Source organism: Arthrobacter sp. MDT1-48-3, assembly GCF_054511015.1.
The window spans coordinates 600910-613023 of record NZ_JBTNDL010000001.1; the positions used below are offsets into that span (position 1 = coordinate 600910).

A 12114-nucleotide genomic window follows, 5' to 3' on the forward strand; every position below is an offset into this window, starting at 1 on the left:
TCGACGGCTGCGGGCGTGACCAGGATCATACGGCGCTAGCATTCACCGTATGAGTACCCATCAGCAGGTTCCGCCCCCCGCGGAGGCCCCTGCTCCCCTTCCGGCCGTGGGCTCAGGCCGCATCTTCAACAAGCCCGTCCTCGCCTGGGCGTCGTGGGACTGGGGCTCGGCGGCCTTCAACGCCGTCATGACCACGTTCGTCTTCACGGTGTACCTCACGTCGGACGCCTTCGGCGGTGAGGAACGGGCCTCACAGGTGCTCGGCTGGGGCCTCGCGGTCGCCGGCCTGCTGATCGCCCTCCTGGCTCCGGTCACCGGGCAGCGCTCGGACAGCGGGGGGCGCCGCAAGCTGTGGCTCGGCGTGAACACCCTGATCGTGGCCGTGCTGACCGCGCTGTGCTTCTTCGTGTTCCCGAGCCCCGGGATGCTGGTCCTCGGCGTCGCGCTCATCGCCGCCGCCCACATCTTCTTCGAGTTCGCGGGCGTCAACTACAACGCGATGCTGACCCAGATCTCGACCCCGTCGACGATCGGCCGGGTCAGCGGTTTCGGGTGGGCCATGGGCTACGTGGGCGGCATCGTGGCACTCGTGGTGGTCCTCGTGGTGTTCATCCAGCCGGTCGTCGACTGGGCGGGCGCCTCGAGCGAGGACGGCCTGAACATCCGGCTGGTCGCCGTCTTCTCGGCCCTGTGGTTCGCCGCGTTCGCCCTGCCCGTGATGTTCGCCGTGCCGGAGGTCCCCCGCCGGGCCCGGGCCGCCCAGCTGGGGTTCCTCGCCTCCTACGGTCTGCTGGTGCGGCGCGTGAAGGCCATCTACCGGGAAAGCCCCCACACCATCTTCTTCCTGCTCGCCAGTGCCATCTTCCGGGACGGCCTCGCCGCGGTCTTCACCTTCGGCGGGATCCTGGCGGCCGGTGCGTTCGGGTTCTCCGCGAGCATGGTGATCGTCTTCGCCATCGCCGCCAACGTCATCGCCGCGGCGGGCGCCGTGATCGGCGGCTTCCTCGACGACCGCATCGGCCCGAAGCGCGTGATCATCGGCGCCCTGGTGGGCCTGCTGGTGGCCGGGACGGCGATCCTCCTACTCGGGACCGAGACGCATTCCTTCTTCGGCATGGACTGGACCTCCGACACGACCTTCTGGGTCTTCGGGCTGCTGCTGACCCTGTTCGTCGGACCGGCGCAGGCGTCGTCGCGGGCCTACCTCGCGCGGCTGGCGCCGGTCGGCGACGAGGGCGAACTGTTCGGCCTCTACGCCACGACGGGCCGTGCGGTGAGCTTCCTCGCCCCGACGCTGTTCGCCCTGTGCATCGGGGTGTTCGGCTCGCAGCTGTACGGCGTGATCGGGATCCTCGTGGTCCTGCTCGCGGGACTCCTCGTCCTGCTGCCCGTCCGGCCGCCGGCCCGGGTGGTGCGTGCCGTCGTGCCCGAGGCGTGAGGGCTCAGATGCCCGTGCGGTGGAAGTTGAGGTGGCTGCGCGACGCCGTCGGGCCCCGCTGTCCCTGGTAGCGGTTGCCGTACTCCCCCGACCCGTAGGGGTGCTCGGCGGGCGAGGTCAGCTTGAAGAAGCACAGCTGGCCGATCTTCGAACCGGGCCACAGCTTGATGGGCAGGGTCGCCATGTTGGAGAGCTCCAGGGTCACGTGCCCGGAGAAGCCGGGATCGATGAAGCCCGCCGTCGAGTGCGTGAGGAGCCCGAGCCGGCCCAGCGACGACTTGCCCTCGAGCCGCGCCGCGATGTCGTCGGGAAGCGTGACGGTCTCATAGGTGGACCCGAGCACGAACTCCCCCGGGTGGAGGATGAACGGCTCGTCGGGCGCGACCTCGACCAGGCGCGTGAGGTCCGGCTGGTCCTCGGCTGGATCGATGTGGGCGTACTTGTGGTTGTCGAAGAGCCGGAAGTAGCGGTCGATGCGGACATCGACGCTGGAGGGCTGCACCATCGCGGGATCGAAGGGTTCGAGGACGATCCTCTGGGCGGACAGTTCTGCTCGGATGTCGCGGTCGGAGATCAGCACCGTCCAAAACTACCAGCACCGATCCGCGCCCTTCAGCGGCCGATCTCGGTGCGGACGGCGAAGAGCTCGGGAAAGAAAGTCAGCTCGAGCGCCCGCTGGAGGAACCCGACGCCGGACGACCCCCCGGTGCCGGGCTTGAATCCGATCGTCCGCGCGACGGTCTTCAGGTGGCGGAAGCGCCACAGCTGGAAGTTGTCCTCGAGGTCCACGAGCTCCTCGCAGGCCTCGTAGATGTCCCAGTGGCCCGCGGCGTCCTCGTACACCTCCTTGTAGACGGCGACGAGCGCGGGATGGAACTCGTGCGCCACCCGGACGTCCCGCCCGAGCAGGTCTGCCGGGATCGCATACCCGCGCCGTGCCAGGAGCGCGATGAACTCGTCGTACACGCTGCTCCGATCCAGGAGGTCCGAGAGGAGGGCCTCGGCCGCGGGGTCCGCCGCGAACACCTGGAGCATGGCCTCGTTCTTGTTGCCGAGCAGGAACTCGACGGCACGGTACTGGTAGGACTGGAAGCCGCTCGAGGACCCCAGGTCGCCGCGGAACTCCGCGTACTCGGACGGCGTGAGGGTCGCCAGCACCGACCACTGCTCCGTCAGGGAGCGCTGGATGTGCTTGATGCGTGCGATCCCCTTCATCGCCGCCCTCAGGTCGTCCCCCTGCAGCTTCAGGCGCACGGCCGTGAGTTCGTGCAGCACGAGCTTGAGCCACAGCTCGGAGGTCTGGTGCTGGATGATGAACAGCATCTCGTCGTGGTGTTCGGGCGAGCTCACGGGATGCTGCGCGTCGAGCAGCCGGTCCAGCTCCAGGTACGACCCGTAGCTCATCTTGTTCGAGAAATCCCGCTCGATGCCCTGCTCCAGGCTGCGCGTGTTCCGCTCTGCACTCATGGCGCAAGCCTACGTGCCGAGGATTGTCGGCCTGCGGGTCTAGGTTGGGTCCAACCGAAGGAGGCCCCATGCAGCGGATCCACTGCAGCATCGTCCCACCACACCTTCTCACGCGCCTCGCGGCCCTTCAGGATCCACGGCTCACCGTCGCCGCCCGGGCGGCGCGGCACGCCCTGCTGGAGCTCGACCCCGTCCTGCAGGTCCGCTCGGAAGCCCTCAGCGCCCCCGTGCGGAGGGCCGCCGTGGTGGGGACCCTGACCCGGCGCATCTCCGACGCGGGCGGCCGCGAAGAGCTCCCCGGGAACCTCGTGCGGGCCGAGGGCGCACCCGCCACGGGCGACGCCGCCGCGGACGAGGCCTACGACGGCCTCGGCTCCACCTACCGGCTGTTCAGCGAGGAGTACGGGCGGTCCTCGATCGACGGCGCCGGCAGGCCGCTCGAGGCCACGGTGCACTACGGCACCGGCTACGACAACGCGTTCTGGGACGGCGGGCGCATGGTGTTCGGCGACGGCGACGGCGAGATCTTCGGGCGTTTCACGGCCTCCCTGACCGTCATCAGCCACGAACTGACCCACGGCTTCACGCAGTACTCGACCAACCTGGAGTACCAGGGCCAGTCGGGCGCTCTCAACGAGTCGCTGTCGGACGTGTTCGGTGTCCTCGTGGAGCAGCGGGAACTGCGGCAGGACGCGGCCGACGCGTCCTGGCTCGTGGGAGCCGGCATCTTCACCGCCCAGGTGCAGGGGGAAGCGCTCCGCTCACTGCGGGCACCGGGCACCGCGTACGACGACGACGTCCTCGGCAAGGACCCGCAGCCCGCCACCATGGCGGACTACGTGGAGACGACGTCGGACAACGGCGGCGTGCACATCAACTCCGGGATCCCCAACCACGCCTTCTACCTCGCGGCGACCGCCCTCGGCGGACGGGCCTGGGAGGGCGCCGGACGCATCTGGTACGACGCCGTCCTCGGAGGCACCATCCCACCGGACTGCGACTTCCCGGCCTTCGCGCGTGCCACCGTAGGCGCCGCGGAGAAGCGTTTCGGCGCCGGCAGTCCCGAGGCCGGAGCGGTCACCGGCGCCTGGTCCCAGGTCGGCGTGCTGCCGTGAGGATCGAGATCACCCGCTCGGGCGGCTTCGCTGGGCTCACCCGCACCTGGAGCATCGAGGTGAGCCGCACCGAGGCCGAGGAACGCTGGCTGCCGCTCGCGGAGGCGGAAGCGGGTGCGGCCGGCCCGGAGGGCGGTACCCGCGCCGGGGGACCTCCTTCCGGGGATGCCGCGCAGGCGGCCGGGCCCGCGCCGGGGGCCCAGCGCGACCGCTTCACCTATCGGATCGCCATCGGCTACACGGAGGTGTACGTGCCGGAGAGCCGGCTCGAGGAGCCCTGGCGGGAACTGATCGAGCGGGCCCGGGCTGAGGCGCGCGCCGCTCCCGCGGCCGCAACTGCGGACGGGGCACCGGTCACGGCCGGAGAGCGTGAGGGGTCCCGGGCCGGCCGGGCAGCGTCCGGGGCGGCTGACGGAGCCGACGCAGCGGGTCCGGACGGGGGTCCCGAGCACGCAGGCGACGCCGGTCCCGGGAAGCCGCAAGAACTGTTGTAAGGTGATGGAGCGGTTCCAACCGTGCGGGCGTAGCTCAATGGTAGAGCGCTAGCTTCCCAAGCTCGATACGCGGGTTCGATTCCCGTCGCCCGCTCTCGACCCCCGGCGGGGTCCGTCCCCGGAGCTCCGGGTGTGCCCAAGGACACCTTCCGCCGCTCCGCGGCATGCGCCGGACCGGCGTATTCTTGAGGCGATGAATCGCACAATGTTCAAGTCGAAGATCCACCGCGCCACGGTCACCCATGCCGACCTGCACTACGTCGGGTCCGTGACGGTGGACCTGGACCTGCTCGATGCCGCGGACATCCTGCCCGGCGAGCTGGTGTCGATCGTCGACATCACCAACGGCGCGCGGCTCGAGACCTACACCATCGCCGGCGAGCGGGGATCCGGCGTCCTCGGCATCAACGGCGCCGCGGCGCACCTCGTCCAGCGCGGCGACCTCGTCATCCTGATCACCTACGCGCAGATGACCACCGAGGAAGCGCGTGCCTTCGTCCCCACCGTCGTGCACGTGGACGCCGGCAACCGGATCGTCGAGCTCGGCTCCGATCCTGCCGAGGCGGTCACCGGTGACCTCGAGCGCCCGCCCTTCGCGCTGGACAACTCCGCCGTCTCCGCCTGAACCACCTCGCACCTCCGCCGGCTCCCGTGGGTCCTGGACGCCCTTTTGCGCGATGGTCAGCAGACTGCCTAGCGGTTTGGGGCAGCAAGGCATAGGGTCGAAAAGCAAGCTTGCTTAGGCTGTCGATTCGCTCGAACCGTCAGCCGGGCTGTCTACGAGGATGTGGAGGCTCGGTACGAATGCCGACTAGTCGAAGAACACGCAAGAGCCGTCCGAAGGCCGCCGTCGTCGTGAGCATGATCATGGGGACACTCGCCATGAGCGGCTGCGGTCCGGCACAGGCGGACAACTCCCTGACCTGGTACATCAACCCCGACAACGGGGGCCAGGCCGCAATAGCGCAGAAGTGCAGCGACGAATCGGGCGGGCGCTACCGCATCGAGACCTCGCTCCTGCCGAGCGACGCCGCCTCCCAGCGGGAGCAGCTGGCACGGCGCCTCGCCGCGGGGGATTCGTCGCTCGACATCATGAGCCTCGATCCCCCCTTCATCCCGGAACTCGCCGAGCCGGGCTTCCTGGCGCCGGTGCCCGAGGAGGTCGCGGAGAGCACGACGGAGAACGTCGTCGAGGGTGCCCTCGCCGGGGCCACCTGGAAGGACGAACTCGTCACCGTCCCGTTCTGGGCCAACACGCAGATCCTCTGGTACCGCAAGTCGGTGGCGGAGGCCGCCGGCCTGGACATGAGCAAGCCCGTCACGTGGGAGCAGATCATGGAGGCCGCAAAGAGCCAGGACAAGTCCCTGGGCGTCCAGGGCGCGCAGGCGGAGTCGATGACGGTCTGGGTGAACGCCCTGATCGAGTCGGCGGGGGGCTCCATCATCGTCGACCCCGAGGCGACGGCGGACACCATCGAGCTCGGCCTCGACTCCGACGCCGGTGTCGCTGCAGCCGAGGTGATCTCCACGATCGGCAAGGACGGACTGGGCGGCCCGGGGCTTCCCACCCAGGACGAGAACGCCTCGCTCATCGCCTTCCAGGGCGACTCCGGCTCCTTCATGGTCAACTACCCGTTCGTCTGGCCGGCCACCACGGCCGCCGTCGAGGCGGGCACGCTGGACCAGGCGGTCGTCGACGACCTCGGCTGGGGCATCTTCCCGCGCATGACGGCGGACCAGGAGTCGGCGCCCCCGCTCGGCGGTATCAACCTCGGCGTCGGAGCCGAGAGCGACAACCCCGACCTCGCGTACGAAGCGGTCCAGTGCATCGTCTCCGTGGAGAACCAGGCGGAGTACTTCGTGACCAACGGCAATCCGCCGTCCAACACGGAGGCCTACGAGGACCCCCGGATTGAGGAGACCTTCCCCATGGCCGAGACCATCCGGGATTCCCTCCAGGTAGCAGCACCCCGTCCGCAGACCCCGTTCTACAACGAGGTCTCCACCGGCATCCAGCAGCGCTGGGCGCCCCCCGCCGACGTCGACCCGGACAGCACCCCGGAGACGTCGAGCGACTTCATCACATCGGTCCTTCGAGGGGAGCAACTCCTGTGACCTCCGCCATCCCAGCGAAGACGACGACGGCGTCGTCCACCGAGCCCGGCCCGCGCGTCGAACGCGACACCGGCACGGGCAACGGCAAGACCAAGAAACCCCAGAAGCAGTACAGCGACCGCGTGCGTGCCGAGCGTCGGCTCGGCTGGATCCTCGCCGGGCCGGCATTCGTGATCATGCTGCTCGTGACGCTGTACCCGATCCTGCAGGCCATCTACGAATCACTGTTCCGCTTCCGCCTCACGGCCCCCGGCGAGCGCGAGTTCATCGGTCTCGGGAACTACGCCGTGATCCTCTCCGACCCGGTCTGGTGGTCGGGCCTGTGGACCACGGTGTTCATCACCGTCGTCACCGTGATCGTGGAACTCGTCCTCGGCTTCGCCCTCGCCCTCGTGATGCACAAGGCCCTGAAATCCGTGCGCGGTCTGCTGCGCACGGCGATCCTCGTGCCGTACGGCATCATCACCGTCGTCTCCGCGTTCGCGTGGTTCTACGCGTTCGACATCAACTCGGGGTACGTCAACAACTGGTTCGGCTGGCTTCCCGGCATCGACGAGAACCTGAACTGGTTCGCGCAGGGGCCCACGGCCCTCTTTGTCATCATGGCGTCGGAGATCTGGAAGACAACCCCGTTCATCTCGCTGCTCCTCCTCGCCGGCCTCGCGCAGGTACCCGACGAACTCAGCGAGGCGGCGAAGGTCGACGGAGCCACCTGGTGGGAGCAGATGCGCAAGGTCATCATCCCCAACATGAAGGCCGCGATCATGGTCGCCGTGCTCTTCCGTGCGCTGGACGCCTTCCGGATCTTCGACAACGTGTTCATCATGACCAACGGGGCGTACGGCACGGAAGTGCTGTCGCTGCTCGCCTACCGACAATCGATCAGCCGGCTCGAGATCGGGCTCGGCTCTGCCGTCTCCGTCCTCCTGTTCCTGTGCGTCCTGCTGATCTGCTTCATCGCGATCAAGCTGTTCAAGGTCGATCTCGCCGGATCGCAGGGAGGAAAGTAATGACGAACACCAGTACCCGGGGCAAGATCCTCTGGGCGATCGTGACGGTCCTCGTCCTGATCTACGCGCTGTTCCCCGTGGTCTCGATCCTCGCCACGTCGTTCAAGGCCCCCAGCGACCTCACGAGCGGCAAGTTCCTCCCGACGTCCGGCAGGGCCACCACCTCCAACTACGAGCAGATCCTGGTGGGAGACGCCCAGGGGCTGTTCCTCTCGGCCCTGCGCAACTCGATCGGCATCACGCTGATCGCGACCTTCATCGCCGTCGTCCTGGCCACCCTGTGCGCCTATGCGATCGCGAGGCTGGACTTCCCGGGCAAGAAGCTGGTCCTCACCACGGCGCTCGCGGTCTCGATCTTCCCGGTCATCTCGATCGTGACGCCGCTGTTCAACCTGTGGCGCACCATCGGGCTCTACGACACGTGGCTCGGCCTGATCATCCCGTACCTGTCACTGACCCTCCCGATCTCCATCTGGACCCTCGCCGCCTTCTTCCGGCAGATCCCGTGGGAGCTCGAGCAGGCCGCACAGGTGGACGGCGCGACGACGTGGCAGGCGTTCCGCAAGGCGATCGTGCCCCTGGCAGCGCCCGGTGTGTTCACCACCGCGATCATCGCGTTCTTCATCGCCTGGAACGACTTCGTGTACGGCATCTCGCTCACCTCCACCGAGGCGGCGAGGCCGGTGCCCGCCGCCCTCGCCTTCTTCACGGGTGCATCGCAGTTCGAGGCACCGACGGGGGCGATCTCCGCGGCGGCGATCATCGTCACCATCCCGATCGTCCTCCTGGTCCTGCTCTTCCAACGCCAGATCGTCTCGGGCCTGACCTCCGGCGCCGTCAAGGGCTAACGCCCCCGGTTCAAGTAAAGGATTTCGCACCATGGCTTCCATCACCCTCAATCACCTGGTCAAGAAGTACGGCGACGGCTTCCCCGCCGTCAACGACGTCAGCATCGATATCGCCGACGGCGAGTTCATTATCCTGGTCGGCCCCTCGGGCTGCGGGAAGTCCACGCTGCTGCGCATGATCGTGGGCCTCGAGGACATCACCGACGGCGATCTCCTCATCGACGGCCAGCGCGTGAACGACAAGGCGCCCCGCGACCGCAACCTGGCGATGGTGTTCCAGAACTACGCGCTGTACCCGCACCTCACGGTGTACGAGAACATCGCGTTCCCCCTGCGCCTGGCGAAGGGCAAGCATTCCGATGAGCAGGTCGACAAGCTCGTCACCGAGGCGGCCGCGACCCTCGAACTCACCGACCACCTGCAGCGCAAGCCGGCGAACCTCTCCGGCGGCCAGCGGCAGCGCGTCGCCATGGGACGCGCGATCGTGCGGCAGGCGGACGCCTTCCTCTTCGACGAGCCGCTCTCCAACCTCGATGCGAAGCTCCGCGGCCAGATGCGCTCGGAGATCTCCCAGATGCAGCGGCGCCTGGGCGTCACGTCGGTCTACGTGACGCACGACCAGACGGAGGCCATGACGCTCGGCGACCGCGTGGCCGTGCTGAAGAAGGGTGAACTGCAGCAGATCGCCTCGCCGCGTGAACTGTACGAACAGCCGGTCAACCTGTTCGTCGCCGGCTTCATCGGCTCTCCGTCGATGAACTTCCTGCCGGCGACCCTCGAGGGCAACCTGCTCAGGACGGCCATCGGCGACCTCGAGATCCCGGAGGACAAGGCGCGGAAGGCGGCGGGCAAGAAGGTCGTGCTCGTGGGCGTCCGGCCGGAGTTCTTCGAGGACGCCAAGCTCGTGGAGGACCACAAGAAGTCGAACGGGTCCACGTTCACGGCCACGCTGACCCACACGGAGTGGCTCGGGAACGAGCAGTACGGGTACATCAACTTCGATCCGGCCCCGGAGATGAGGGAACTGCTCGACAGCCTGGCCCGGGACATGGACGCGGACGAACTGCGGCCGCAGGTCGTCGTCACCCTGGACGCGGCGAGCCGCATCCGCGGCGGGCGGGAGGCGGAGATCTGGCTCGACACGCGCAAGCTGCACCTGTTCGATGCCGAGTCGGGAGAGAACCTCACCCGCGACGCCGAGGCCGGCGCCGAGCTGACGCGGGAGGCGGCCGAGGAACGCGCCGAGGAGATCGCGACCGCGCAGCAGGCGGACGGACGCAGGGACGGCAACGGTTCCGCCGACGGCGCTCCCGGCCGGCGCGAGGACACCACGGTGAAGGCCGGGGCGGGCTCGTCAGGGGGCGCGACGGCGGCCGGCGGGCGACACACCGCGGGCTGACCGGGCCGTTCCCAGCCCGCGCAGGCGGGCGCGACCATAGCAGGGCCGGCACCGGATCGGGTGCCGGCCCTGCTGTGTAGTCTGACCCTATGGTCGAACACGACGGCGCCGACCAGGTCGCCGACATCACTGCCGGATACGTCTTCGGGGGACCGACCCTCCAGCTCGGGGCGGCCCTCGTGGACGGGACGCTGCATACCGGCGCCCAGGTCCGGCTCCCCCTCGCCATGATGAACCGCCACGGGCTGATCGCCGGTGCCACGGGTACCGGCAAGACCGTGACGCTGCAGGTCCTCGCGGAACAGCTCTCGGCACACGGCGTCCCGGTCTTCCTGTCGGACATCAAGGGTGACCTGACGGGTCTCGCCGCGCCGGGCACCGCCTCGGAGCGGCTGGCGAAGCGCACCACGAGCGTCGGTCAGGACTGGGCTCCCGCCGCCTTCCCGGTCGAATTCCTCTCGCTCGGCCCGGACGGGAACGGCATCCCGGTCCGTGCCACGATCTCCTCGTTCGGGCCGCTGCTCCTGAGCCGTGTGATGGACCTCAACGAGACGCAGGAATCCAGTCTGCAGCTGGTGTTCCACTACGCCGACCGGAACGGCCTCGAACTCTACGACCTCGCCGACCTGCGCGCCGTCATCGGCTTCCTCACCTCGGCCGAGGGCAAGGAGGCCCTCGGACTGCTCGGCGGCCTCTCGAAGGCGACGGCCGGGGTGATCCTGCGCGAGCTGGTCGCTCTCGAGGCACAGGGCATGGACGCCTTCTTCGGCGAACCGGAGTTCGACACCGCCGATCTGCTGCGCACCGCCGCGGACGGCCGCGGCATCATCACGGCGCTCGAACTCGTCGCGGTGCAGCAGAAACCCCGGCTCTTCTCCACGTTCCTGATGTGGCTGCTGGCGGACCTGTTCGCCGAGCTGCCGGAGGTCGGCGACGTCGACAAGCCCCGCCTCGTGTTCTTCCTCGACGAGGCGCATCTGCTCTTCACCGGTTCCTCGAAGGCCTTCCGTGAGTCCATCCAGGCGACCGTGCGGCTCATCCGGTCCAAGGGCGTCGGCATCTTCTTCATCACCCAGACACCCAGGGACCTCCCGGGAGAGATCCTGGGCCAGCTGGCCAACCGCGTGCAGCACGCCCTGCGCGCCTACACGCCCGACGACGCCAAGGCCCTGCGTGCCACGGTGTCGACCTTCCCGACGAGCCCCTACGACCTCGAGGAGGTCCTCACCTCCGCGGGCATCGGCGAGGCCGTGGTGACCGTGCTGAACGAGCACGGCGCTCCCACCCCCGTCGCCTGGACGCGCCTGCGCTCCCCCGCATCGGTCATGGGCCGCGCACCCGAGGGCACCGTGCCGGCCGCCGTCGCGTCATCACCGCTCCTCGCCAGGTACGGCGAGTCCGTCGACCGGCACTCGGCCTTCGAGACACTGGCAGCACGGGATGCGCCCGGAGGCGCTGCCGACGGCGGATCAGGCACCCGCGCCGATCCCCCGGCCGGGACGGGCGTCGCCTCGCGACGGGAGGACCGCGACGCGGAGGCCCGCCGCATCGAGGACGAGATCCTCGGTACGTCCTCGCCTCCCGCGGGTCACGGGACCGGGTACGGGCCCGGCGGCCGCGGGGAGGGCGACGGACGGCGCTCCGGGCAGGGTCGTGCGCGGAGGACGGACCGGCGGGCAGGGCGCGCGCCCGACCGTGACGAGATGGCCGACCTCGCGCTCCGGGCTGCAGGGGTGATCGGCAAGGAACTGGCCCGCGGACTCTTCGGGACCAGGCGCCGCAGGCGCCCGTGGTCCTGAGGACCATGGCACGCCCTGTGGCGCCGAAGGACGCACCGATGGTCGTGACCGAGATCGTGAGCTCCACCCTCACGGCCCTGGGTGTGGGGCTGCTCGTCGCGGCACTCGTGATCCGGCTGGTCTACGGCTCGTGGGCCAGGACCCAGGCCGTCACGTACGAGCACGAGGGCCACCCGTACCTGCGCTGGCACGACAGCCGGTACAGGATCGTCGAGGCCCTGTGGTCGAGCTGCATGCGGCGGCGCCGCTCCGTGCCGGCTCCTCCACCGCCCGCTCCGGGCGAGGACGTCACCATCTTCTACCACGCCCGCAATCCCACGCGCTGGTCGCTCGAGGAGCCCTACCGCGGCACCCGGGTCATCGCCGGAATAGGGCTCGTGCTCGCCGTCGGAGGTGCCGCACTGGGCTTCCTGCCCGGCTGAACGGCGC

12 protein-coding genes and 1 tRNA gene are annotated in these 12114 nt (G+C 69.1%); 11 read left to right on the forward strand and 2 right to left on the reverse strand.

What is annotated here, in order from left to right; genetic code table 11:
• Positions 1–49: 49 nt before the first annotated feature.
• On the forward strand, positions 50–1438 hold the full coding sequence (locus ACX80L_RS02905) for an MFS transporter (RefSeq protein ID WP_459287559.1): 1389 nt from the start codon (positions 50–52) through the stop codon (positions 1436–1438).
• Between the two features lie 4 nt (positions 1439–1442).
• Here the strand turns inward: ACX80L_RS02905 and dcd are convergent, their stop codons facing one another.
• Positions 1443–2018: a dCTP deaminase gene (gene dcd, locus ACX80L_RS02910; RefSeq protein WP_133081329.1), complete on the reverse strand. Its 576-nt coding sequence runs from the start codon at positions 2016–2018 to the stop codon at positions 1443–1445.
• A gap of 32 nt (positions 2019–2050) precedes the next feature.
• The gene (locus ACX80L_RS02915) at positions 2051–2905 is read right to left on the reverse strand and encodes a tryptophan 2,3-dioxygenase (protein ID WP_459287562.1); all 855 of its coding nucleotides are present in this window, start codon (positions 2903–2905) and stop codon (positions 2051–2053) included.
• A gap of 68 nt (positions 2906–2973) precedes the next feature.
• Here ACX80L_RS02915 and ACX80L_RS02920 point away from each other — a divergent pair, with 68 nt between their 5' ends.
• The 10 genes from ACX80L_RS02920 to ACX80L_RS02965 all read left to right on the forward strand — a co-directional run bounded on the left by ACX80L_RS02920 (position 2974) and on the right by ACX80L_RS02965 (position 12107).
• Entirely contained in the window at positions 2974–4020 is a 1047-nt protein-coding gene (locus ACX80L_RS02920; protein ID WP_459287563.1) for a M4 family metallopeptidase, read from the forward strand.
• On the forward strand, positions 4017–4514 hold the full coding sequence (locus ACX80L_RS02925) for a protealysin inhibitor emfourin (protein WP_459287565.1): 498 nt from the start codon (positions 4017–4019) through the stop codon (positions 4512–4514). Before ACX80L_RS02920 ends, ACX80L_RS02925 begins: the two co-directional genes overlap by 4 nt.
• A gap of 23 nt (positions 4515–4537) precedes the next feature.
• A tRNA-Gly gene (locus ACX80L_RS02930) sits at positions 4538–4608 on the forward strand.
• 99 nt (positions 4609–4707) lie between these two features.
• Entirely contained in the window at positions 4708–5139 is a 432-nt protein-coding gene (gene panD, locus ACX80L_RS02935) for an aspartate 1-decarboxylase (RefSeq protein ID WP_208739348.1), read from the forward strand.
• A gap of 179 nt (positions 5140–5318) precedes the next feature.
• Positions 5319–6629: an extracellular solute-binding protein gene (locus ACX80L_RS02940; protein ID WP_459287567.1), complete on the forward strand. Its 1311-nt coding sequence runs from the start codon at positions 5319–5321 to the stop codon at positions 6627–6629.
• Between the two features lie 122 nt (positions 6630–6751).
• A complete protein-coding gene (locus ACX80L_RS02945; protein WP_244186328.1) occupies positions 6752–7639 on the forward strand; it encodes a carbohydrate ABC transporter permease in 888 nt (295 codons plus the stop codon).
• Positions 7639–8487, forward strand: a complete 849-nt coding sequence (locus ACX80L_RS02950; RefSeq protein WP_208739350.1) for a carbohydrate ABC transporter permease — start codon at positions 7639–7641, stop codon at positions 8485–8487. The genes ACX80L_RS02945 and ACX80L_RS02950 overlap by 1 nt, the downstream gene beginning before the upstream one ends.
• Before the next feature lie 31 nt (positions 8488–8518).
• A complete protein-coding gene (locus ACX80L_RS02955) occupies positions 8519–9886 on the forward strand; it encodes an ABC transporter ATP-binding protein (RefSeq protein WP_133081334.1) in 1368 nt (455 codons plus the stop codon).
• 89 nt (positions 9887–9975) lie between these two features.
• On the forward strand, positions 9976–11685 hold the full coding sequence (locus ACX80L_RS02960; protein WP_459287569.1) for a helicase HerA-like domain-containing protein: 1710 nt from the start codon (positions 9976–9978) through the stop codon (positions 11683–11685).
• Between the two features lie 5 nt (positions 11686–11690).
• Positions 11691–12107 (forward strand): hypothetical protein, encoded by a 417-nt coding sequence (locus ACX80L_RS02965; protein WP_133081336.1) that lies wholly within the window; start codon positions 11691–11693, stop codon positions 12105–12107.
• The last annotated feature ends 7 nt before the right edge of the window (positions 12108–12114 follow it).